The organism is Pseudotabrizicola sp., assembly GCF_030656345.1.
Classification (GTDB): domain Bacteria; phylum Pseudomonadota; class Alphaproteobacteria; order Rhodobacterales; family Rhodobacteraceae; genus Pseudotabrizicola.
The window spans coordinates 410,350-431,087 of sequence record NZ_JAUSNR010000026.1 but is presented as its reverse complement, the minus strand read 5'-3'; the positions used below and the strand labels follow the sequence as shown (position 1 = coordinate 431,087).

Here is a 20,738-nt window from a genome sequence, read left to right as displayed (position 1 = left end):
GTCGCCAGTCCTTGATCCGCCCGAACATGATCTCGATGCGGTTGCGGCGTTTGTAGCGTCGCTTGTCATGCTTGATGGGTTTGCCGCGCGACTTCCTGCCGGGAATGCAGGGCTTTATCCCCTTGTCTTTCAACGCATCTCTGAACCAGTCGGCGTCATAGCCCCGGTCGGCCAGCAGCCATTCTGCCTTTGGCAAGCTGCTCAGCAGCACCGCCGCGCCGGTGAAATCACTAACTTGGCCCGCTGTCATGAAGAACCGGATCGGACGACCATCAGCGTCGGTGACGGCGTGCAACTTGGTGTTCATGTCGCCCTTCGTCCGACCGATCAGACGGCCCCTATGGTCGCCTGGCCCCCCTTTTTCGACCGCAGGCTGGTCGCCTTGAGATAAGTCGCGTCGATCATCACCGTCTTCGGAACGGCGGTGCAGGAGGCGGACACCCAGCGCGTCCTCAAGCCCGCGAACCTGATGACTGACCGCACCGGCGGTAACGCCCAATCTGGTCGCCGCAAGCTTCATGCTGTTGCACTCCGCCACGGCCACGGCCACGAACACGCGCAGCGCGTTCAGCGATATCCGGTCAACGTGTTGCATGAGAATTTCTCTTTCAGAGGCAAAATTTCTCGTTTGCGGACGAAGGCTTGGGTGTGTCTGAGGGAAGGATAGCTTTCGAGAGGCCACATGTCATCCTGCAGATCCACGTATACCGCCGCTATCCTATGGGTGCTTCTCAGCACGGCGCTCTGGACGCTCATCTTCGCGGCAGCGAAATTCGCTGACGGCAGCATGGGAACGTTTCAGATCACCTTGCTGCGCTACATCGGGGCCTTGATAACTGCCCTATTTCTGGCAAGCGCGGCAGGCGGCATCCCCAAACATCGCAGCATCCGGACGGGGTCGCATTTTTTGCGCGCCTTATGTGGGTCTGGGGCAGCGGTTGCCATAACATGGTCGTCGGCACATATGCCGCTCGCGGATGCGACAGCGCTGAGCATGACCTATGGTGTCGCACTTGTGTTGCTGGGTGCCTTCTTCATTGGCGAACGCCCGGAACGGCTTCTGCTCTGGGGCAGCGCCCTGTCGCTGGGCGGAGCGGCGGTGGTGATGGCGGGAAAAGGCGCGTTTCAAGGGACGCTTCCCTTTGGACCAGCGCTGGCCGCCCTGATGGGCGCAGTGCTGATGGCCGTGGAGGGTTTGCTGATCCGTGTTCTCGGATTGACGAGAAACCTCTGACCGTGATCATTCACGTCTGCTTCTTCGGCCTGTGTCTGATGCTGGTTCCGGCATGGCTGAACTGGCAGCCGGTCAGCCTGTCTGCAATGCTGCTCTGTGTCGGACTGGGGCCAATTGCGCTGCTTGCTCAGGATTGCACGATCCGTGGCTACAGGGCTGCTCCCCTGTCTGTCGTCGGCCAGGTAGACTATTCTTGGCTGATTTTCGCGTCTCTGCTGGGCTTTGTTGTCTTTGATGAGCGTCTCGGCATGACGACATTGATCGGGTGTGCCTCGATCATCGGCGGAGGCGTGATGCTGGCGCGTGCCCACAAAGCTTGATCGAGTGAGCGGACGGGCTCGCCACGTCGATCTCCAGTGGCGAGCTGATGGACAAAACTCACAGGCTTCCATCTTCGGCGGAATCCACCGTTTGTGTCCAGAATATTTTGACCATAGGTTTCTGTCCGTTAACAGGCCTTCTTGGACAACACGGCGAAATCCCGGTTTGAGTCCTTCTGCGATATTCATCCACACTCCAGCATGGAAGACCTTTTAGCAGGTGCAACATCGTGCTTGGCCCACAGCGGACGTTCGCAAATACTCGACCGCAGCTGTGCACATGTGGTTTGGGCAGGTGCTCCCGGCGGACCCAACTTCTGGAGGGCATGGGTCTATCGTCGAACTTGCTTCAGGCCAAGTTATTCGTCCGGGCGTTCCGCAGTGACCGCTCCGACCTGGATGCTTCCTGCAACAAGACCACCGACAACCAAGCCCATCAAGGTCTGCAAGCCTGCCTCCTGATCCAGTCCGGCCTTTGTCGCGGCCTCGACATGCGCGGGATGAACAAACACTGTGAAGGCGTCGCGGACTGCACCTGCAGCCGCGTCAAGATCCATCGTGCCGAACTCCCCCCGCGCGACTCCGTCGGCGAGGATGAGGCGGAGGAGGCCGGTCATGCGGCGTGCATAGTCCGAAATGAGGTCCGGGCGTTCCTCCACGATGCGCCGATATAGGGCGTGCATCTCGGGATCGTCGGCGAGTTTGACGCGCTTGCTGCGGTGGAGCGTCAGGACAAGTCCTGCCAACCGCTCGGCAGCAGGCGCATCCGCCTTGACGAAGGCTTCGGCAAGCGCGGCTTCCTCGGCCATCGTCAAGGCGGCGAGGGCATCGAAGATTTCGGCTTTGGACCGGAAGTGCCGGTAAATCGCCGAGTGCGAAAGGCCCATGGCCTGGGCGATATCGACCACGTTTGTCTTCGCCCCCCCAAAGCGGCGGATCAGATCCCTGGCTGTTTCCAGGATGCGGTCGCGTGGGTCAGAGGCGTGGTTTTCCATGCCCAGAGGTCTAGGGCAAAGGTCGGCAAAGCGCAACATGTAACAGATTTCATTTTTTGTATTGTGTTGCCAGCCTCAATCTGCGATGTAACTCCTGCAAGCAAGGGAGCTCCGCCATGACATCGATTTCCGACAGTCCCACCCGCCGCATCGCCCTCGTCACCGGAGGATCCGGATTCGTCGGTGGCCATCTCATCGCGCGCCTGCTCAAGACCGGCTGGCAGGTCCGCGGGATCGGCCGGTCGGGCTCGAGCCGCGCCGCCGTTGCTGCGCTGGGGGCCGAGCCGCACCACGCTGACCTCGCCGACCCTGACGCTCTCGAGCGGGCGATGGAGGGGGTGGACACGGTTTTCCACGTCGCAGCGCATTTCAAGCTCTGGGGTCCGCTCCGGGTCTTCCGTGAGATGAATGTCGAGGGCACCCGCAATGTGGTGACCGCCGCCGAGCGCGCGGGTGTCAGGCGCGTCGTCTATGTCAGCGCCGCCGCCGTCGTCATGGCACATCCCCAACCGCAGCACCGTGTGACCGAGGACCTTCCTTTGCAACGGATGGGATTTGCCCCCTACTCCGCCAGCAAGGCCGACGCCGAAGAACTCCTGCGGGCGGCAAGCGGACGCCGCAAAGGCTTCTCGACCGTCGCCATCCGCCCGCCCATGATCTGGGGGTCGGACATGCCGATGCTCGACCATATGGTCGAGACGGTGAAGGCTGGGCAGTTCCGCTGGGTGGCGGGTGGCGGGCAAACAATGTCAACCTGTCATGTCGACAATCTGTGCCACGCGCTGATCCTGGCGGCCGACCAGGGCAAGGACGGTGCCGCCTATTTCGTGTCGGATAATGTCGACACAACCCTGAAGTCCTTCCTGACGCGTCTTTTGGCGACCCGCGGCGTCCAGCCCGACGACCGCGCCGTTCCCTTCGGGATCGCCTGGACGATGGCGGGCATCATGGGCGCAGTCTGGCACCTGCTGCGCCTGAAGGGCGAACCGCCCATCACCCGGCAAATGCTGCGGCTGATCGGCAAGGACTTCACGATCGACATCTCGCGGGCGCGGAAAGAACTTGGCTACGCGCCGGTCCTGTCGCCCGAAGACGGGTTGCGTAGGATGGCACAGCCCGCCTTTCACGCCAGCGCAACCGGGTCGCGACATGGTGCCGTCAACGCTTCGGCTGAAGCATGAGCGGAGCGGCGCAGTCGCTGCACGCAGGCGACGCGGGGCGGTTCCTGCGGGCGTGGCTGGCCGACCCCCTTGCCATCGCAGCGCTAGCACCGTCCGGGCAGACGCTGGCGCGCCTCATGACCGCAGGGATCGGGCCGGAAACCGGCCCGGTTATCGAACTCGGCCCCGGAACGGGCGTCTTCACGCGGGCGTTGCTGTCCCGAGGCGTGGCACCCGAAAACCTCCTGCTCATCGAGCGTTCGCCGGCCTTCACTCTGCTTCTGCGCGAACGATTCCCGGATCTGGAGATCGTCTGCGATCTCGCGCAAAGGCTGGACAACCATGCGAAGGCGCGGCTTCCGGACGCTCCCGGCGCAATCGTCTCGGGCCTGCCGCTTCTGGCGATGTCGCGGTCGGACCAGCGCGAGATCCTGACCGCAGCGTTCAGCGCCATGCGCCCCGGCGGATCCTTCGTCCAGTTCACCTACGGACAGGTCCCTCCGGTGGACAAGGCCGTGGCGAGGGGACTGGGGCTGAGGTTCGACTGCCTTGGCCGCACACTCCGTAACCTGCCGCCGGCCTCTGTCTACTCAATCCGTTGCATCCCGACCTGACGGAGACAGTCCAGTCCCGGGCGCATGAGCGATCTGAGGATTGCCGCACCCCACGCGCTTACGTAACCGGAAATCGGTCAACCCCGACGACTCTGTCCAAGACAAATCGCAGCGTTAGTGTTTCAGCCCCGATTGACTTCGACGAGGCAGAATTGCACGGTGAATGCGGCAAAAATGCTTGGTGCGATCAGTCTGATTTAGCGCGTTTCCAAAGAGATTCGCGGCAAACCCGTTTGCGAATCAACACCTCTTATCTCCGTTTTCCCCTGTGTTGCAGGGGTGCCTATCCTTTGGTTTCAAGGGGTTGGCATTTTGGAATTGGCGTTTTCTCAGCTTTTGGCCGCCCTTTGCCCCGGCAATCCCGGCGCAGGCGGGCCGGTGGCGGATATGAGACGACCCCCGCCTCGGGCAAGGCGGGGGTCGTTCCGGCGGCGGAGCCGCCTTCAGGCCTTTGTGGGCCTGATCAGAACACGTCGAGCAGATAGAGGATGATGATAATCGGGATCGGAATGCCGATCAGCCAAGCAAATGCGCCTTTCATGGGGTCGTCCTTTCCTGAGGTCTGGGAATGAAACGCGACATCTGGCCGGATGGTTCCGCAATGGCGCGGGAAAGCTGCAAGGCGCTGAAAGTAGCGTGTTTTTCTTGTATGGTTTGCGTCTGATTTGGGTATGGCCGACGTATGGTTTACGTCATGACGTTGGTGCGCGGTGCGGGGCGCGGACCGGGAGGCTGTCCAAAGGGCAGTCGCGGTAACGTCCGGTTAACCTTGACCCGTCAGGCTGGCCGGATGCCGCAGTATCTTCGCCCCAGAATGACCGGCGCGCGGGTGTTCTTTACCCTGTGCCTTGCCACGCGCGGCAGTGACTTGCTGCTGCGCGAGGTGGCAGCCTTGCGCCGCGCCGTGGCGCAGACGCGGGCGGAGCGGCCCATTGGCATCGCGGCGTGGGTGGTGCTGCCGGATCATCTGCATTGTGTGTGGCAGATGCCGGCGGGGGATGGGGACTATGGGGTGCGGTGGGGGGCGATCAAGGCGCGGTTCTCGATGGAGGTGCGCAGGGCGGGATTTGTGCCGCCCTTGCCGGTGGGGCGAAAGAATGGCGGGGTGAACCCCGCCCTACGGCGCAAGGGAGAGGTCGGCCTGTGGCAGCCCCGGTTTTGGGAGCACCATATCCGGGATGAGGCGGATTATGCCGCCCATGTCCGGTATTGTTGGGGCAATCCGGTGAAGCATGGGCTGGTTGAGCGGCCCGTTGATTGGCCGCAGTCGTCGATCCACCGGGATATCCGCTTGGGAGTGGTGGAGCCGGAATGGGCCGGGTCGTGTGAGACGGGGGAGTTCGGGGAGTAGGGCGGGGTTCACCCCGCCGCGCCGGGTGGAGGCTGGTGCGGCGGTTGGCGTCGGAGTGGCGGGGTGAACCCCGCCCTACGGCGTTGAGGATGCGGGGTTTTCCGTTGTGTTCGGACCGATCTGACAGCCGTTCGGAACCATAGACGGGTGGAGCGTAGGGCGGGGTTCACCCCGCCGCACCGGGTGGTCGAAAGAAAGGCGGGGTAAACCCCGCCCTACACATTCACCGGCTGAACCGCTTATACTTCACCCGCTTCGGCTCCAGCGCATCCGGGCCCAACCGGCGGATCTTGTCCTCCTCATAGGCCTGGAAGTTGCCTTCGAACCATTCGACATGCGCGTCGCCTTCGAACGCCAGCATATGGGTGCAGAGGCGGTCGAGGAAGAAGCGGTCGTGGCTGATGATCACGGCGCAGCCGGCGAAGTCTTCGATGGCGGATTCGAGCGCTTGCAGGGTTTCCACGTCGAGGTCGTTGGTCGGTTCATCCAGCAGCAGCACGTTGCCACCCGAGCGCAGCAGTTTGGCCATGTGGACGCGGTTGCGTTCGCCACCTGACAGCAGGCCGACCTTCTTCTGCTGGTCGGTGCCCTTGAAGTTGAAGGCCCCGGTGTAGACGCGGGAGTTCATCTGCATGTCGCCGAGCTGGATGATCTCGGACCCGCCCGAGATTTCTTCCCACACGTTCTTGTTGGGGTCGAGCGCGTCGCGCGACTGGTCGACGTAGGAGAGCTTCACCGTATCGCCCAGCGTCACTGTGCCCTCATCGGGCTGTTCCTGCCCGGTCAGCATGCGGAACAGGGTGGATTTGCCCGCACCGTTCGGGCCGATGACGCCGACGATGGCCCCCGGCGGGATGGTGAAGGTCAGATCCTCGATCAACAGCTTGTCGCCCATGGCTTTCTTCAGGCCCACAACCTCGATCACCTTGTTGCCGAGGCGTTCGCCGTTGGGGATGATGATATGCGCCGAGGACGAGCGTTCCAGCACGGTCTGGCCCGCCATTTCGTTGTAGCGCGCGATCCGGGCCTTGCCCTTGGCCTGACGGGCCTTGGCCCCGGAGCGAATCCACTCCAGTTCTTTTTCCAGCGCTTTCTGCTTGGATTTGTCCTCACGCGATTCCTGCTGCATCCGCTTGGCCTTCTGGTCGAGCCATGCGGAGTAATTGCCCTCATAAGGGATGCCGCGGCCGCGATCGAGTTCGAGAATCCAGCTGGTGATGTCGTCAAGGAAGTAGCGGTCGTGGGTGACGATCAGGATGGTGCCGCGATAGGCGATCAGGTGCTTTTGCAGCCAAGCAATCGATTCCGCGTCGAGGTGGTTGGTCGGTTCGTCCAAGAGCAGCATGTCGGGGGCTTCGAGCAGCAGCTTGCACAGCGCAACGCGGCGACGCTCGCCGCCGGACAGGTCTTCGACATTGGCGTCATCCGGCGGGCAGCGCAGGGCGTCCATGGCCACACCGACGGTGGCTTCCAGTTCCCACAGGTTGCCGGCGTCGATCTGGTCCTGCAGGGCGGCCATTTCATCCGCCGTCTCGTCCGAGTAGTTCATGGCGAGGTCGTTGTAGCGTTCCAGAATCGCGGTCTGTTTCGCCACGCCCAGCATGACGTTTTCTTTCACGTTCAGGTTCGGGTCGAGGTGCGGTTCCTGCGCGAGGTAGCCGACCTTGGCGCCTTTTGCGGCCCAGGCTTCGCCTTTGAAGTCGGTGTCCATGCCGGCCATGATCTTCAGCAGCGTGGATTTACCCGCGCCGTTGACGCCGACGACGCCGATCTTGACGCCGGGCAGGAAGTTCAGGTGGATGTTCTCGAAGCACTTTTTCCCGCCGGGATAGGTCTTTGAGACGCCTTCCATGTGGTAAACGTATTGATAGCTGGCCATGTGTACTCTCCGGTGTCGCGGGGCGACTGATGCGCGTGTGTCTTTGGGTTGCCCCTGATGTAGCGATATTGCTGGACAAGGGCAACGCGGCAGGGGCAGTTTGGCGCGCCAAATGGGGAGTGGGGGATGCGGGGCGGGTTTCCGATAGCTGCGCGCGGTATGGTGGTGGGGTTGCTGGGCGGGTCGTTTGACCCGGCGCATGACGGGCATGCCCATATCACGCGGGAGGCGATGAAGCGGCTGGGCCTGGATCAGGTGTGGTGGCTGGTGACGCCCGGCAACCCGCTGAAGCCGCGGCAACCGGCGCCGATGGCGGACCGGATCGCGAAGGCGCGGGCGGTGATGCAGCATCCGCGGGTGACGGTGACGGATCTGGAGTCGCGGCTGGGCACGCGGTTTACCTATGAAACCGTGGTGCGGTTGCAGGCGCTGTACCCGGGGGTGCGCTTTGTCTGGCTGATGGGGGCGGACAATCTGGTGCAGTTTCACCGCTGGGACCGTTGGCGGGATATCCTGCGCGCCGTGCCGGTGGCGGTGCTGGCGCGGCCCGGGGCGGGGGTCAAGGCGCGGCTGAGCCGCGCGGCGCAGGCGTTCCGGGGCAAGCAGCTGGACCGGGGCGAAGGCTTGCGCGGGCGGCGGCCGCCGGTCTGGGCCTTCATCAACCTGCCGATGCATGAGGCCAGCAGCAGTGCCATCCGCGCGCGGGGCGACTGGCGTGGCGCGGGAACGTGATGGCCGGGTGGTTGCCTGCCCCGGGCCGGATCGCCTAGGGTGACGCGGCAGCGGATGGGGCGATGATGATTTCACGGCGGACTATTCTGGGCGGGGTGCTGGGCAGCCTGGCGGCGGGCGTGGCCTTGCCGGTTGTGGCCGACGCCCCGGCCCGGTCATTGCGGCCGATGCCGCGCGGCGTGCCGGTTGCTGCCCTGCCTGCCACATCGGCCGAGGTGCTGATCAGCACGGCCCGGCTGGGCGATGCGGCGGTGGCCAGCTATGTGGTGATGGAGGCTGAGACCGGCACCGTGCTGGAACAGCGCGAGGCCGAGGTGCCGATGCCGCCCGCATCGGTGACCAAGGCGGTGACGGCGCTGTTTGCGCTGGCGCGGCTGGGGCCGGAGTTCCGCTTCCGCACGCGGGTGCTGGCGACGGGGCCGGTGGTGGATGGCGTGGTGCAGGGCGATCTGGTGCTGGCGGGGTCGGGCGACCCGACGCTGCAGACCGATCAGTTGGGCGATCTGGCGGCGGCACTGTCGGCGCGGGGGGTGAAATCTGTCACAGGACGCTTTCTGACATGGGACCGCGCCCTGCCGCCGGTGCAGCGGATCAGCGATGAACAGCCGGTGCAGGTGGGCTATAACCCGGCCATCGGCGGGCTGAACCTGAACTTCAACCGGGTGCATTTCGAGTGGAAGCGCGCCAATGACGGCTGGTCCACCGCGATGGATGCGCGCGGCAACCGCTTTGTGCCCGCTGTGAAGATGGCGCGGATGCAGGTGGTGGCGCGGGAGACGCCGGTGTTCACCTATCAGACATCAGACGCGCGGGATGACTGGACCGTCGCCGCCGGTGCGCTGGGCAAAGGTGGCAGCCGCTGGCTGCCGGTGCGGCACCCGGCGGTCTATGTCGGCGAGGTGTTCCAGACGCTGGCGAAGGCGCAGGGCATCACCTTGCCCGACCCGCATGCGCTGCCGGGGGAACCTGCGGGGCAGGAAATCGCAGCGGTGGACAGCGACCCGCTGACCACGATTCTGCGCGATATGCTGCGGTTTTCCACCAATATCACGGCTGAAGCGCTTGGGCTGCGCGCATCAGGTGCGGCCGATCTGGCGGCATCGGGGGCTGCGATGTCGGACTGGGCGCGGGCGACCTATGGCGTGACCTGCCGCTTTGTCGATCATTCCGGGCTTGGATCGGGGTCACGCGTGACGGCGCTGGATATGGCGCGGATCATGCGGCAGGCGGGGCGCGCGGGGGCGGGGCTGCAACCCTTGCTGCGCGATCTGGGGCTGCGCGACGCCAAGGGCAAAGAGATTGCCAAATCGCCGGTGCGGGTGACGGCGAAAAGCGGCACGCTGAATTTCGTCTCGGCCCTGTCGGGCCATATCGTCGACCCCAAGGGCAAAGAGCTGATCTTTGCGATCTTTCTTGGCGACACCGCGCGCCGCGACGCCCTGCCCGAGTCGGAACGCGAGGCCCCGGCGGGCGGGTCGGCCTGGACCGCGCGGGCGCGCAACCTGCAATGGCAGCTGCTGTCGCGCTGGTCGCAGACTTACAGCTGAGAGCGGTGCCAGCGGTAGGGCGGGGTTCACCCCGCCTTTTTTGAGGGGCAAGGCGGGGTGAACCCCGCCCAACGGATGGTGGATGCGCCGCGCAAAGCCTGTTGGCCTGCGCGGCGGCGGTCAGGGCTTCATATGCCGCACGCGGGCTCCCCATTCGATCGCGGCGGCGTGCAGCCGGTCGATCGACAGCTCTTCGCGCACCTCTTCCAGCATCCGCAGCTCCATATCCGGCAGCTTGCCATCGGCGGCCACCACATCGCAGGCCAGTGCATAGGCGGTTTCGCGCAGGCGTTCGGGCAGCGCGTCGCGGATCAGGCCGAACAGGGCGTCCAGCCCGTCTTCCTCTTCGAACAGGTCAAACACGGTCTGGCTGACGGTGCGGATACGGTCGCTGTCATAGCCCGCAAACACTGGCATATGGTTCACCATGCGCTGGATCGCCACCAGTTCTGACGTGCGCATCTGTTCATCGGCTGCCGACACGGCCACCATGACGGCCACCAGCGCATCGGGGGCAGACAGGGACGGGGGGGTATCGGGCATGGCGTTATCCTTTTGCTTGTGCCGCGCACAATATTGACGCGCCGGGGTTGGGGCAATAGAGGAAGGGGCTTTCCCGCGCATGGGGTGCGGGGGCGGTTCAAGGATAAAAGCAATGTCTGCTTTGCGCGATGCGGCGATGAAATCGAAGGCCTGGCCCTTTGAAGAGGCCCGCGCCATCCTGAAACGCTATGAAAAGCAGGCCCCCGACAAGGGTTATGTGCTGTTTGAAACCGGCTATGGCCCGTCGGGGCTGCCGCATATCGGCACCTTTGGCGAAGTGGCCCGGACGACGATGATCCGCCGCGCGTTTGAGGTGATCAGCGAGATTCCGACGCGGCTGATCTGCTTTTCCGACGATGTGGACGGTATGCGCAAGGTGCCGGAAAACGTGCCGCAGCAGGACATGTTGCGCCAGCATATGCAAAAGCCGCTGACGAGCGTCCCGGACCCTTACGGCGAATACGACAGTTTTGGCGCGCACAACAACGCCATGCTGCGGCGGTTTCTGGATACCTTCGGGTTTGAGTACGAGTTCATCAGCGCGACCGAGTTCTACAAGTCCGGCCGGTTCGACGACACGCTGCGGCTGTGCGCGGAACGCTATGATGCGATCATGGCCATCATGCTGAAATCTCTGCGCGAAGAGCGGCAGCAGACCTATTCGGCGTTTCTGCCGATCCACCCGGAAACCGGGCGGGTTCTGTATGTGCCGATGAAGAACGTGGATGCGGTGCGCGGCGAGATCACCTTTGACGATGAGACCGGCCGCGAATGGACGCTGCCGGTGACAGGCGGCAATGTGAAGCTGCAGTGGAAGCCCGATTTCGGCGCGCGCTGGGCGGCGCTGGGGGTGGACTTCGAGATGTATGGCAAGGACCATTCCACCAACACGCCGATTTACGATGGCATCTGCGAGGTGCTGGGCGGGCGCAAACCCAACCACATGAGCTATGAGTTGTTTCTGGATGAAACCGGGCAGAAGATCTCGAAATCCAAAGGCAACGGCCTGACCATCGACGAGTGGCTGAGCTATGCCGCGACCGAGTCGCTGTCCTATTTCATGTATCAAAAGCCAAAGACGGCCAAGCGGATGCATTTCGACGTGATCCCGCGTGCGGTGGACGAATACCATCAGCAACTGCGCGCCTATCCGGATCAGGAGGTCGACGCGCAGGTGAACAACCCGGTCTGGCACATCCACGGCGGCAAGCCGCCGGAGTCGCGGATGGTGGTGCCGTTCTCGATGCTGCTGAACCTGGCCAGCGTTGCGGGGGCAAAGGACGCCAAGGGCCTCTGGGGCTATATCCGCGCCTATGCGCCCGAGGCGTCGCCGGAAACCCACCCCGATCTGGACGCCGCCGCAGGCTATGCCGTGCGCTACTTCGCCGACCGGATCGCACCCAACCGGGTGTTCCGCGCGGCCGACGATCAGGAACGCGCTGCGATGCAGGACCTGCGCGCTCGGCTGGCGGCATGGGACGGCGGCAATGATGCCGATGCGCTGCAGACCATGGTGTTTGCCGTGGGCAAGGACCACGGGTTCGAGCCGCTGCGCGACTGGTTCAAAGCGCTGTACGAGGTGCTGCTTGGCGCATCAGACGGCCCGCGCTTCGGCGGGTTCATAGCGCTGTATGGCGTGCCGGAAACGCTGGCGCTGATCGACAAGGGGCTGGCGGGGGATTTCGTGACCGGCTGACACGGGCCCGCCACAAAGCGTCCAGCATGGCATTGACCGGGCCCGCGCCCGGTCTACCCTCCTGTCGGGGACGTTTCGGACAAGGATCACAGCCATGCGCCTGCTGACCACCGTATTGAAAGCCGCTTTGCTGAGCACGGTGCTGCTCGCCCAGCCCGCCGCCGCGCAGGAAGACCCGATCCAGAGCACTATCCGCAACCAGCTTTCCGCGCTGGGCCAGGACGATTTCACCACCGCCTTCAGCTTCGCCAGCCCGACGATCAAGGGCCTCTTCGGCACACCGGACAATTTTGGCAGGATGGTCCGCCATGGCTACCCGATGGTCCACCGCCCCGGCGACGTGAAGATGCTGGAGCTGCGCGAGGTGGCGGGAAACCTGTGGCAAAGAGTGATGATCACCGACCTTGAGGGCCGTACCCATCTGCTCGACTACCAGATGATCGAAACGTCAGATGGCTGGCAGATCAACGCTGTGCAATTGCTGCCGTCGGTCGGCGTGGGGGCGTAGCAATGGGGGCTTTGCCCCCAAACCCCCAGAGTATTTTTGTCAAGATGAAGCAATGCCGCATTCATCTTGACAAAAATACTCCCGCGCGGCGCGCTCCGACCTGTCCGCAGGTCTGCGATATCAGAACCATACCATGGCAATGCCGCCCGCGGGGGCTCGATGCCCCTGCGGGCGGCCCCTGTGGTCAGGGCAGGCCACGGATTACGCGGTTGACGTGGCCCATCTTGCGGCCGGGTTTCACCTCGGTCTTGCCATAGAGGTGGATCTGGGTGGCCCGCTCGCGGGCGAGGGCGGGAACTGTGTCGACATCATCGCCGATCAGGTTTTCCATCACCACATCGGCGTAGCGGGTGCCGTCGCCCAGACTCCACCCGGCGATGGCGCGGATGTGTTGTTCGAACTGGTCCACCGCGCAGCCGGCCTGAGTCCAGTGGCCGGAATTGTGGACGCGGGGGGCGATTTCGTTGACGATCAGGCCACCCTTCTGGCCCTTGGGGGTCACGAACAGTTCCACCCCCAGCACGCCTACATAATCAAGTGCGTTCAGGATGCGGGCGGCGATCAGCACCGCGTCGCTGCGCTGGGTGGGGGACAGGCGGGCGGGCAGGGTGGTGCTGTGCAGGATGCCGGAACGGTGCACGTTCTCACCCGGGTCATAGCAGGCGACCGAGCCGTCGAGGCCGCGCGCGGCGATGACAGAGACCTCGTGGGAAAAGTCGATGAAGCCTTCCAGCACCGACTCGGCCCCGTTCATCGCCGCCCATGCGGCGGGGGCGTCGTCTGGCGTCATGATGCGGGCCTGACCCTTGCCGTCATAGCCCAGCCGGGTGGTTTTCAGGATGGCGGGCGTGCCGATCTGTGTGAGGGCCGTCTGTAGCGTGGCCATGTCTGTCACCCGCGCATAGGGCGCGGTGACAAGGCCAAGCCCGGTCAGGAAATCCTTTTCCGCGATCCGTTCCTGTGACACCGCCAAGGCGCGGCGGTTGGGGCGGATCGGCCTTATCGCCTCCAGCACGTCGAGTGAGGCGGTGGGGATGTTTTCGAATTCATAAGTGATGACATCGACGCTTTGCGCAAAGGCGCGCAGGGCGTCCAGATCGTCATAGGCGGCGGTTGTCACATGGGCTGCGACATGGCCTGCCGGGGGAGCGGCACCGGGTTCATAGATGTGGCACTGAAAGCCAAGGCGGCTGGCGGCGACTGACAGCATGCGGCCCAGCTGGCCGCCGCCGAGGATGCCGATGGTGGCACCGGGGGGCAGGGGGCTGTGCAAAGGTTCAGTCATCCTTTGGCTCCTCGGGGATACTGGCAGATAGGGCGGCGCGCCAGGCGTCCAGCCGCCCGGCCAGAGCGGCGTCGGAAATCGCAAGGATGCCTGCCGCCATCAGCCCGGCATTGGCGGCACCCGCAGCGCCGATGGCCATGGTGGCAACCGGATAGCCCTTGGGCATCTGCACGATGGAGTACAGGCTGTCGACCCCCGACAGCGCCTTTGTCTGCACCGGCACGCCGATCACCGGCACCCGGGTTTTGCTGGCCATCATGCCCGGCAGGTGGGCGGCACCACCGGCACCGGCGATGATCACCTTGAGCCCGCGGCCCGCAGCCTCTCGTCCGTAAGACCACAGCCGGTCTGGCGTGCGGTGGGCGCTGACGATCCTGGTCTCATAGCTGATGCCCAGTTCGTCCAGGATCAGGGCGGCTTCTTTCATCGTGGGCCAGTCGCTTTGCGACCCCATGATGATTCCGACGTCAACGGCCATGCGCGTCCCCCAAAGTGACTTGATCCCAGGTGCCTTGGGCGCGATTACGACAGGACGGGGCCGGGGGCAAGTGTCGCGGGGGCAAGTGTTGGGGGGATCAGGCGATGATGTCGGGGATCAGCTGATCTTCTATCTTCACGATCTGGTCTTTCAGCGACAGTTTTTGCTTTTTCAGCCGCCGCAGGGTCAGCTGATCGGGGCGGCCCGTTGATTCGAGCGCGTGAATCGCCTCATCCAGATCGCGATGCTCACGCCGCAGCACTTCCAGCCGGATGCGGAGCATGTCTTCGAAATTGAGTTCGCTGGGCGCGTTCATGGCATTCGCTTGTTGGCTGGGTGGGACCGGGGCTGAGTCGCAGCTGGTTTCGCTATGTTGAATATAGTGACTCTTTGACTTTGCGGCAAAGATTCTGCTCGGTTTCCGACTGATTCCGGTGCTGCTGCCGCTGGTGCCCCTTGGCCTGTGCTCTTGCAGCCTGCCGCTGCGCGCCCCATATTTCAAAAGTGCGGGTGCCAGTTGCGGGCCTGCACAGCACAATGTCGCTTTTGGAAAAGGGCATAAGACAGATGACGAAACTGAGTTTTGGCGCGCATCCGTTTTTGTTGGGGTTCGAGCAGCTGGAACGGCTGGTGGAGCGGACGGCAAAAGCCTCGGGTGAGGGGTATCCGCCGTTCAACATCGAAGCCACGGCAGACAACGCCTATCGCATCACGCTGGCGGTGGCCGGATTCCGGGACGAGGATCTGGCGATCACGGTCGAAGACCGGCAGCTGGTGGTGCGCGGGCGGCAGCCGGAAGACACACAAGACCGTGTGTTCCTGCACCGGGGCATTGCCGCGCGCGCGTTTCAGCGCAGCTTTGTTCTGGCAGACGGTGTCGAGGTGGCAGGGGCGAGCATGGACCACGGCCTGCTGCATATTGATCTGAAACGTTCGGTTCCGGATGCGGTGGTGCAGACCATCCGTATCGGCCGCGGATAAGGAGTCTTACCGATGAACAGTCCCTTCAGGATGGTTGCCGAGGCACAAAGCGCGATCGTTTACGTGCGCCCGGTGATGGTGGCCGATCTGCCGGAAGACCTGCGTGAGCAGATCGGCGATATTGAAACGGTGTATTCGGTGCACCGCCCGGACGGCGAGCGGCTGGCGCTGGTGCGCGACCGCAGCATGGCATTTTCGCTGGCGCGCCAGCATGATCTGGCCCCGGTCAGCGCGCATTAATACAGTCAGCGCGCATTAGACGGGGTTTTGCGGCTTGGCAGCCGCGTGTCTGACCCGGGGGGCGGCCATGGGGCTGCCCGCCGGGATGATATCACACAGCGCTGGCGGATGGATCAGCGCTGGCATCATCGCCGCCAGATCGGCTGCGGTGGCTACGGGCCGCAGTGCGGGGCCCTTTGGGTGGGTTTCGGCGGTGGCGGTTTCGGTCAGCATGTCTTCGGCAAAGATCAGCTCGGCCCGGTCAAAGATCAGCTGGATATAATCGACCCCGGCGCAGGGGGACAGCCGGACCGTGGTGCCGTTCAGCAGATGGCGCGCTTCGGCCAGCACTTGTGCGCCGCCGAACGGGGCGGTCGCGCGCGGGTCTGACAGCACGATGCGCTGATCCTGAGACAGGTGCAGATCGCGGCTGGTGCCGAAGGTGCCTGCGGTGATCAGCACCGGGGCGGCAGGCCCGCGCCCGCCGATGCGACGGCGCAGACTCCTGCGCAGCGGGCGAGGGCCGTGATCGGCGGTCAGCACCAGATCGCCCGGGACCAGATCTTCAACCAGCATGGGGCCATCAGGGGTGCGGACCTGCGTGCCCGCAACAAGGCTGCGGTAGGCGGGATGCCGGGCCGGGGCAAAGCCGCGCCTGCGGGCGGCGGCAGTGGACTCTGTGCCTGTGGGATCTGCGCCTGTGGCGCTGGCGGTTATCAGGCCGGTGTCTTTCATCGCCATTGCCCCATGCCGTTGCCCGAAAATCTGGTGGCACCAGCATCGCAGGGGCGGCTTTCTGACAGGTTAAGGCGTGAGGCGGGGTGCTGCCGGACTGTGAATCGCACCATCCGGGGGGGCGCACCATCCGGGTAACCCGGATGGCGCGGTGGTCTGTTCAGGTCAGCCCCGGATCAGGCCCAGCGATTCCAGCTTGAGGATCACCTGATGCGCGCAATGGTCGACATCCATGCCTTCGGTGTCCACCACCAGTTCGGCCTTGGTCGGGGCCTCATAAGGATCTGAAATGCCGGTGAATTCCTTGATCTTGCCTTCACGGGCCAGCTTGTACAACCCCTTGCGGTCGCGGCGTTCGCATTCCTCGATGGAGGTGGCGACATGCACTTCGATAAAGGCGCCGAAGGCCTCGATCATCTCGCGCACGGCGCGGCGGGTGGCGGTGTAGGGGGCGATTGGCGCGCAGATCGCGATGCCGCCGTTTTTGGAGATCTCGGACGCCACATAGCCGATGCGCTTGATATTGATGTCGCGGTGCTCTTTGGAAAAGCCGAGTTCGGAGGACAGGTGTTTGCGCACCACGTCACCATCCAGAAGCGTGACCGGGCGGCCACCCATTTCCATCAGCTTGACCATCAACGCATTGGCGATGGTGGATTTGCCCGATCCGGACAGGCCGGTGAAGAAAACGGTGAAACCCTGTTTTGCGCGGGCAGGCGAGGTGCGGCGCAGTTCGGCCACCACTTCGGGAAAGCTGAACCATTCGGGAATGTCGATGCCTTCACGCAGGCGGCGGCGCAGTTCGGTGCCCGAGATATCCAGAACTGTGGTGTTTTCCGGCACTTCGTTGGCGGGATAATATTGCGCCTTTTCCTGCACATAGACCATGTGTTTGAAATCGACCATCTCGATGCCGATTTCGGCGGCATGTTCGGCGAACAGGGTCTGCGCGTCATAGGGGCCGTAGAAATCCTGACCGGCGGAGTTTTTTCCCGGCCCGGCATGATCGCGCCCTACGATGAAATGGGTGCAGCCGTGGTTCTTGCGGATGATGCCGTGCCACACGGCCTCACGCGGGCCGGCCATGCGCATGGCGAGGTTCAGCAAGGACATGGTGGTGGTGGATTGCGGGTATTTGTCCAGGACGGCTTCGTAACAGCGGACGCGGGTAAAGTGGTCCACATCGCCCGGCTTGGTCATGCCGACGACCGGGTGGATCAGCAGGTTGGCCTGTGCTTCGCGCGCGGCGCGGAAGGTCAGTTCCTGATGTGCGCGGTGCAGCGGATTGCGGGTCTGGAAGGCCACGACCTTGCGCCAGCCCATCTTGCGGAAAAACGCGCGCAGCTCATTCGGGGTGTCGCGGCGGCCTTTGAAATCGTAATGAACCGGCTGCTGGATGCCGGTGACCGGGCCGCCCAGATAGACGCGGCCCGCCTGATTGTGCAGGTAGTTCACCGCAGGGTGGGCCAGATCATCGGCTCCAAAAACCTTTTCCGCCTCCAGCGCCTTGTTCGGCAGCCATTTGTCGGTGACGGACAGGATGGCGAGGATCACGCCTTCTTGGTCGCGCAGGGCGATGTCCTGCCCCGGCTCAATGCTTTCGGCGAATTTTTCGTTCACGTCCAGCGTGATCGGGATCGGGAACAGCGCGCCGCTGGCGGTGCGCATGGTGCTGACCACACTGTCATAATCGGCCTCTGACATGAAGCCTTTGAGCGGGTTGAAGCCGCCGTTCATCAGCAGTTCCAGATCGCAGATCTGACGCGGGGTCATATCCCAGGACGGCAGATTGCCCGCCTCGGCCTTCAGCTTTTGCGCGGACTCATAGGAAACATACAGCTCCGGGATCGGGGCAAGGGTGGGAAGCGACATCAGATACAGGCCTTTCAAATGCACAGCCGGACGAGGGGTCACCCCATTGTTCGGGCGGACCATTCGCGCGGGGCTGTAGCGTGCCATTGCGGCGCAATTCAAGCGAAACAGGGTATCACGCCGCAAACAAGGGCGAAAATGCTGCATGCAGGCCGCAAAGCGGAAGCCTTTTTCGCATTGGGCCGGTGGTTGGGTAATTTCGGTCTGCCGGGGGCCGGATTTGGGGGTGCGGAACCCTTGGCAGAATTGCGCGTTCGTTCAGACACACATGTTTACCGGAGGAGATGCAGCATGAGCGCACAAGACACCCAAACCTTTACGGCGGATGATCTGCGTCTTCTGGATCAGGAAGAGGCAAAGCTGGTTGAAACCGCGCGGCGCGGCGATCTGGATCAGCTGGGCCAGTCCGAGCTGACCGACACGTTGCAGCGCCTGCGTGACCGGCGCGACCGTGCCCGCGATCTGGCCAACCGTCAGCGCCGCGAAGCGCGCGGCAAGGCGGACCCGTCGGGTGTTACCCCCGCCAGCCAGAATGCCGGAACCGAGGGCAAGGCCCGGGTTCTGGGCCTTGCGCTGGATCTGGTGACGCAGGAACGGCAGCGCCGGGCCGGTAAGGGAGACGACGCGGCAGAGGCCGCAGATGCGCCCAGCCAGAAGGATCTGGCCGACCGCGCGATGGCGCACAAACAGTCCGGCGAAGACGCCAGTGCCATGCTGGAAGAAGGTGGCCCGCTGCACCCGCAAGACCCCGAGGCCGACCCCGGCAAGGGTGCGATGGCGGACAAGGCGCGCAACATCGCGCCGTCCGGTGCGCTGGATCACGGTGGCGAGCTGCCCTCGCGCGAGCGGTCGCGCACCCGGTACTAGTCGCGTCTATTCAGCGGCTTTCAGCATCGCCTCTTGCGCGGCGATGAACTTCTCGGCGTCGAGTGCTGCCATGCAGCCCATGCCCGCGCTGGTGACGGCCTGACGATAGACATGATCTGTCAGATCACCCGCCGCGAAGACGCCGGGAATGCTGGTGCGGGTGGTGCCGGGTACAACCGTGACATAGCCGCCGGAATGCAGCTCCAGCTGGTCTTTCACCAGTTCTGACGCGGGGGCGTGGCCGATTGCGACGAAAAAGCCGTGGCAAGGCACGTCCTTGACCTCACCCGTCAGCAGATTGCGGGTTCGGACGGCGGTGACGGAGAGGGGGGCTTCGTCGCCCAGAATCTCGGTCACCTCGGAGTTCCACAGCATTTCAATCTTGGGGTGCTTGAACAGGCGGTCTTGCATGATTTTCTCGGCCCGAAGCGAATCGCGGCGGTGGATCAGCGTGACCTTGGTGGCGAAATTGGTCAGGAACAGCGCCTCTTCCACCGCTGTATTGCCGCCTCCAATCACCACCACCTCTTTGCCGCGATAGAAGAATCCGTCGCAGGTGGCGCAGGCCGACACGCCGAAGCCCTTGAACTTCTCTTCCGACGGCAGGCCCAGCCATTTGGCCTGCGCGCCGGTGGCAAGGATCACCGCGTCGGCGGTGTAGGTGGTGCCGGAATCGGCGCTTGCCACGAAGGGGCGCTGCGACAGGTCGAGCGAGGTGATGTAATCGCTGATGATCTCGGCTCCCATGGCGGTGGCATGATCCTGCATCCGCACCATCAGATCGGGGCCTTGCACATGGGTGTCGCCGGGCCAGTTTTCCACCTCGGTGGTGATGGTCAGCTGGCCGCCGGGTTGCAGGCCCTGCACCAGAATGGGGTTCAGCATGGCGCGGGCCGAATACACCGCCGCCGTGTAGCCTGCCGGGCCTGACCCGATGATCAGAACGCGTGTATGCCGTGTGTTGCCCATGGTGCCCTCATCCGTTTTCGTGCGGATCTGATATAGGCGCTTGCGGGCGGGGCGGAAAGCCCCCGTGGCATGGGGGCTGCATTGCACAAACATGTTGCTGGCGGGTGGATTCGTGAAATAATCCTGCGCGGTGTTGAAACATTGTTGCGCGAGGCGGGGTGCGCGCCTAGATAGGCGCAAAAGGAGACCCCCATGGCCGTGTCAAAGCTTGATCCGATCGACCGTCAGATTCTGGCGGAATTGCAGGCTGACGGGCGGATGACCAATGTGGAACTGGCCAAGCGGGTCGGGATTTCGGCCCCGCCCTGCCTGCGCCGGGTGCGCACGCTGGAAGAGGCGGGGTACATCAAAGGCTATCACGCCGATATCGACGCGCGCGAGCTGGGGTTCGAGGTGCAGGTCTTTGCCATGGTGCGGCTGCAAAGTCAGGCCGAGGCCGATCTGGCGACGTTTGAGGCGCGCTGCCGCGCCTGGCCGCTGGTGCGCGAATGCCATATGCTGAACGGCGAGATCGATTTCATTCTGAAATGCGTGGCCCCGGACCTGTCGTCGTTCCAAAGTTTTCTGACCGGCGATCTGCTGAAGGCCGAGAATGTGGCCAATGTGAAAACCAGTCTGGTGATCCGCTGCGCCAAGGATGACCCCGGCGTGCCGTTCGATGTGCTGGAAGCGCGGCTGGCGCGGACGGCCTGACGGCGGGTCTGGGCGTCTGGGGGCCGGAACGCAAAAAGCGGCCCCGTTATCGTGCCAGAG

The 20,738-nt window shown here is 63.8% G+C and carries 22 protein-coding genes and 1 pseudogene; 13 read left to right on the top strand and 10 right to left on the bottom strand.

All coding sequences use genetic code 11. From position 1 onward, the window contains the following. Positions 1–414: pseudogene (locus Q7J44_RS17285) on the bottom strand (IS5 family transposase); the annotation flags it as partial. Between the two features lie 268 nt (positions 415–682). Between Q7J44_RS17285 and Q7J44_RS17280 the strand changes: the two are divergent. Together Q7J44_RS17280 and Q7J44_RS17275 are read left to right on the top strand one after the other, a co-directional pair. Beyond that, on the top strand, positions 683–1,234 hold the full coding sequence (locus Q7J44_RS17280; RefSeq protein ID WP_304882000.1) for a DMT family transporter: 552 nt from the start codon (positions 683–685) through the stop codon (positions 1,232–1,234). A gap of 2 nt (positions 1,235–1,236) precedes the next feature. Then, positions 1,237–1,554 carry a hypothetical protein gene (locus Q7J44_RS17275; RefSeq protein ID WP_304881998.1) on the top strand — a complete coding sequence of 106 codons (318 nt, stop codon included), beginning with the start codon at positions 1,237–1,239 and terminating at the stop codon, positions 1,552–1,554. A 359-nt stretch (positions 1,555–1,913) separates the two neighbouring features. Here Q7J44_RS17275 and Q7J44_RS17270 read toward each other — a convergent pair whose 3' ends face one another. After that, complete coding sequence (locus Q7J44_RS17270) at positions 1,914–2,549, bottom strand: TetR/AcrR family transcriptional regulator (protein ID WP_304881996.1); 636 nt, start codon at positions 2,547–2,549, stop codon at positions 1,914–1,916. A gap of 116 nt (positions 2,550–2,665) precedes the next feature. On the opposite strand from Q7J44_RS17270, the gene Q7J44_RS17265 reads away from it, so the two are divergent. From Q7J44_RS17265 to Q7J44_RS17255, 3 genes are all read left to right on the top strand, one after another. Continuing rightward, on the top strand, positions 2,666–3,730 hold the full coding sequence (locus Q7J44_RS17265) for an NAD(P)-dependent oxidoreductase (protein ID WP_304881994.1): 1,065 nt from the start codon (positions 2,666–2,668) through the stop codon (positions 3,728–3,730). After that, positions 3,727–4,323: a class I SAM-dependent methyltransferase gene (locus Q7J44_RS17260; protein ID WP_304881992.1), complete on the top strand. Its 597-nt coding sequence runs from the start codon at positions 3,727–3,729 to the stop codon at positions 4,321–4,323. The genes Q7J44_RS17265 and Q7J44_RS17260 overlap by 4 nt, the downstream gene beginning before the upstream one ends. Before the next feature lie 790 nt (positions 4,324–5,113). After that, positions 5,114–5,674, top strand: a complete 561-nt coding sequence (locus tag Q7J44_RS17255; protein ID WP_304881990.1) for a transposase — start codon at positions 5,114–5,116, stop codon at positions 5,672–5,674. Positions 5,675–5,897: 223 nt separating this feature from the next. Here Q7J44_RS17255 and ettA read toward each other — a convergent pair whose 3' ends face one another. Beyond that, positions 5,898–7,553 carry an energy-dependent translational throttle protein EttA gene (ettA, locus tag Q7J44_RS17250; RefSeq protein ID WP_304881988.1) on the bottom strand — a complete coding sequence of 552 codons (1,656 nt, stop codon included), beginning with the start codon at positions 7,551–7,553 and terminating at the stop codon, positions 5,898–5,900. 126 nt (positions 7,554–7,679) lie between these two features. Here ettA and Q7J44_RS17245 point away from each other — a divergent pair, with 126 nt between their 5' ends. Both Q7J44_RS17245 and dacB read left to right on the top strand, forming a co-directional pair. After that, entirely contained in the window at positions 7,680–8,285 is a 606-nt protein-coding gene (locus tag Q7J44_RS17245; RefSeq protein ID WP_304881986.1) for a nicotinate-nucleotide adenylyltransferase, read from the top strand. A gap of 62 nt (positions 8,286–8,347) precedes the next feature. Further along, positions 8,348–9,832, top strand: a complete 1,485-nt coding sequence (gene dacB, locus Q7J44_RS17240) for a D-alanyl-D-alanine carboxypeptidase/D-alanyl-D-alanine-endopeptidase (protein WP_304881984.1) — start codon at positions 8,348–8,350, stop codon at positions 9,830–9,832. A gap of 120 nt (positions 9,833–9,952) precedes the next feature. Here dacB and Q7J44_RS17235 read toward each other — a convergent pair whose 3' ends face one another. Further along, positions 9,953–10,375, bottom strand: a complete 423-nt coding sequence (locus tag Q7J44_RS17235) for a tellurite resistance TerB family protein (protein ID WP_304881982.1) — start codon at positions 10,373–10,375, stop codon at positions 9,953–9,955. Between the two features lie 112 nt (positions 10,376–10,487). On the opposite strand from Q7J44_RS17235, the gene Q7J44_RS17230 reads away from it, so the two are divergent. Further along, on the top strand, positions 10,488–12,071 hold the full coding sequence (locus Q7J44_RS17230) for a lysine--tRNA ligase (RefSeq protein ID WP_304881980.1): 1,584 nt from the start codon (positions 10,488–10,490) through the stop codon (positions 12,069–12,071). 94 nt (positions 12,072–12,165) lie between these two features. After that, complete coding sequence (locus tag Q7J44_RS17225; RefSeq protein WP_304881978.1) at positions 12,166–12,579, top strand: DUF4864 domain-containing protein; 414 nt, start codon at positions 12,166–12,168, stop codon at positions 12,577–12,579. A 184-nt stretch (positions 12,580–12,763) separates the two neighbouring features. Here Q7J44_RS17225 and Q7J44_RS17220 read toward each other — a convergent pair whose 3' ends face one another. The 3 genes from Q7J44_RS17220 to Q7J44_RS17210 all read right to left on the bottom strand — a co-directional run bounded on the left by Q7J44_RS17220 (position 12,764) and on the right by Q7J44_RS17210 (position 14,658). Next, complete coding sequence (locus Q7J44_RS17220) at positions 12,764–13,864, bottom strand: 5-(carboxyamino)imidazole ribonucleotide synthase (protein ID WP_304881977.1); 1,101 nt, start codon at positions 13,862–13,864, stop codon at positions 12,764–12,766. Next, a complete protein-coding gene (gene purE / locus Q7J44_RS17215; RefSeq protein ID WP_304881975.1) occupies positions 13,857–14,342 on the bottom strand; it encodes a 5-(carboxyamino)imidazole ribonucleotide mutase in 486 nt (161 codons plus the stop codon). The genes Q7J44_RS17220 and purE overlap by 8 nt, the downstream gene beginning before the upstream one ends. A gap of 97 nt (positions 14,343–14,439) precedes the next feature. Continuing rightward, entirely contained in the window at positions 14,440–14,658 is a 219-nt protein-coding gene (locus Q7J44_RS17210; RefSeq protein WP_304881973.1) for a YdcH family protein, read from the bottom strand. Between the two features lie 251 nt (positions 14,659–14,909). On the opposite strand from Q7J44_RS17210, the gene Q7J44_RS17205 reads away from it, so the two are divergent. Next, the gene (locus Q7J44_RS17205) at positions 14,910–15,323 is read left to right on the top strand and encodes an Hsp20 family protein (protein ID WP_304881971.1); all 414 of its coding nucleotides are present in this window, start codon (positions 14,910–14,912) and stop codon (positions 15,321–15,323) included. Positions 15,324–15,335: 12 nt separating this feature from the next. Continuing rightward, positions 15,336–15,563: a DUF1150 family protein gene (locus Q7J44_RS17200; protein ID WP_304881969.1), complete on the top strand. Its 228-nt coding sequence runs from the start codon at positions 15,336–15,338 to the stop codon at positions 15,561–15,563. 15 nt (positions 15,564–15,578) lie between these two features. Here the strand turns inward: Q7J44_RS17200 and Q7J44_RS17195 are convergent, their stop codons facing one another. Next, a complete protein-coding gene (locus Q7J44_RS17195) occupies positions 15,579–16,277 on the bottom strand; it encodes a Hint domain-containing protein (protein ID WP_304881968.1) in 699 nt (232 codons plus the stop codon). A 165-nt stretch (positions 16,278–16,442) separates the two neighbouring features. Continuing rightward, on the bottom strand, positions 16,443–18,149 hold the full coding sequence (locus Q7J44_RS17190) for a bifunctional sulfate adenylyltransferase/adenylylsulfate kinase (RefSeq protein WP_304881966.1): 1,707 nt from the start codon (positions 18,147–18,149) through the stop codon (positions 16,443–16,445). Positions 18,150–18,440: 291 nt separating this feature from the next. On the opposite strand from Q7J44_RS17190, the gene Q7J44_RS17185 reads away from it, so the two are divergent. Next, a complete protein-coding gene (locus Q7J44_RS17185; protein ID WP_304881964.1) occupies positions 18,441–19,016 on the top strand; it encodes a hypothetical protein in 576 nt (191 codons plus the stop codon). 6 nt (positions 19,017–19,022) lie between these two features. Here the strand turns inward: Q7J44_RS17185 and trxB are convergent, their stop codons facing one another. Continuing rightward, positions 19,023–19,985, bottom strand: a complete 963-nt coding sequence (gene trxB, locus Q7J44_RS17180; protein ID WP_304881962.1) for a thioredoxin-disulfide reductase — start codon at positions 19,983–19,985, stop codon at positions 19,023–19,025. A 192-nt stretch (positions 19,986–20,177) separates the two neighbouring features. Between trxB and Q7J44_RS17175 the strand changes: the two genes are divergently transcribed. Further along, the gene (locus Q7J44_RS17175; RefSeq protein WP_304881960.1) at positions 20,178–20,678 is read left to right on the top strand and encodes an Lrp/AsnC family transcriptional regulator; all 501 of its coding nucleotides are present in this window, start codon (positions 20,178–20,180) and stop codon (positions 20,676–20,678) included. Positions 20,679–20,738 lie beyond the last annotated feature (60 nt).

Coding starts and splice junctions, on each gene's coding strand:
- Q7J44_RS17280 (WP_304882000.1), top strand. CDS start 683: ATGTCATCCTGCAGATCCACGTATACCGCCGCTATCCTATGGGTGCTT.
- Q7J44_RS17270 (WP_304881996.1), bottom strand. CDS start 2,549: ATGGAAAACCACGCCTCTGACCCACGCGACCGCATCCTGGAAACAGCC.
- Q7J44_RS17265 (WP_304881994.1), top strand. CDS start 2,666: ATGACATCGATTTCCGACAGTCCCACCCGCCGCATCGCCCTCGTCACC.
- Q7J44_RS17260 (WP_304881992.1), top strand. CDS start 3,727: ATGAGCGGAGCGGCGCAGTCGCTGCACGCAGGCGACGCGGGGCGGTTC.
- Q7J44_RS17255 (WP_304881990.1), top strand. CDS start 5,114: ATGCCGCAGTATCTTCGCCCCAGAATGACCGGCGCGCGGGTGTTCTTT.
- ettA (WP_304881988.1), bottom strand. CDS start 7,553: ATGGCCAGCTATCAATACGTTTACCACATGGAAGGCGTCTCAAAGACC.
- Q7J44_RS17245 (WP_304881986.1), top strand. CDS start 7,680: ATGCGGGGCGGGTTTCCGATAGCTGCGCGCGGTATGGTGGTGGGGTTG.
- dacB (WP_304881984.1), top strand. CDS start 8,348: ATGATGATTTCACGGCGGACTATTCTGGGCGGGGTGCTGGGCAGCCTG.
- Q7J44_RS17235 (WP_304881982.1), bottom strand. CDS start 10,375: ATGCCCGATACCCCCCCGTCCCTGTCTGCCCCCGATGCGCTGGTGGCC.
- Q7J44_RS17230 (WP_304881980.1), top strand. CDS start 10,488: ATGTCTGCTTTGCGCGATGCGGCGATGAAATCGAAGGCCTGGCCCTTT.
- Q7J44_RS17225 (WP_304881978.1), top strand. CDS start 12,166: ATGCGCCTGCTGACCACCGTATTGAAAGCCGCTTTGCTGAGCACGGTG.
- Q7J44_RS17220 (WP_304881977.1), bottom strand. CDS start 13,864: ATGACTGAACCTTTGCACAGCCCCCTGCCCCCCGGTGCCACCATCGGC.
- purE (WP_304881975.1), bottom strand. CDS start 14,342: ATGGCCGTTGACGTCGGAATCATCATGGGGTCGCAAAGCGACTGGCCC.
- Q7J44_RS17210 (WP_304881973.1), bottom strand. CDS start 14,658: ATGAACGCGCCCAGCGAACTCAATTTCGAAGACATGCTCCGCATCCGG.
- Q7J44_RS17205 (WP_304881971.1), top strand. CDS start 14,910: ATGACGAAACTGAGTTTTGGCGCGCATCCGTTTTTGTTGGGGTTCGAG.
- Q7J44_RS17200 (WP_304881969.1), top strand. CDS start 15,336: ATGAACAGTCCCTTCAGGATGGTTGCCGAGGCACAAAGCGCGATCGTT.
- Q7J44_RS17195 (WP_304881968.1), bottom strand. CDS start 16,277: ATGAAAGACACCGGCCTGATAACCGCCAGCGCCACAGGCGCAGATCCC.
- Q7J44_RS17190 (WP_304881966.1), bottom strand. CDS start 18,149: ATGTCGCTTCCCACCCTTGCCCCGATCCCGGAGCTGTATGTTTCCTAT.
- Q7J44_RS17185 (WP_304881964.1), top strand. CDS start 18,441: ATGAGCGCACAAGACACCCAAACCTTTACGGCGGATGATCTGCGTCTT.
- trxB (WP_304881962.1), bottom strand. CDS start 19,985: ATGGGCAACACACGGCATACACGCGTTCTGATCATCGGGTCAGGCCCG.
- Q7J44_RS17175 (WP_304881960.1), top strand. CDS start 20,178: ATGGCCGTGTCAAAGCTTGATCCGATCGACCGTCAGATTCTGGCGGAA.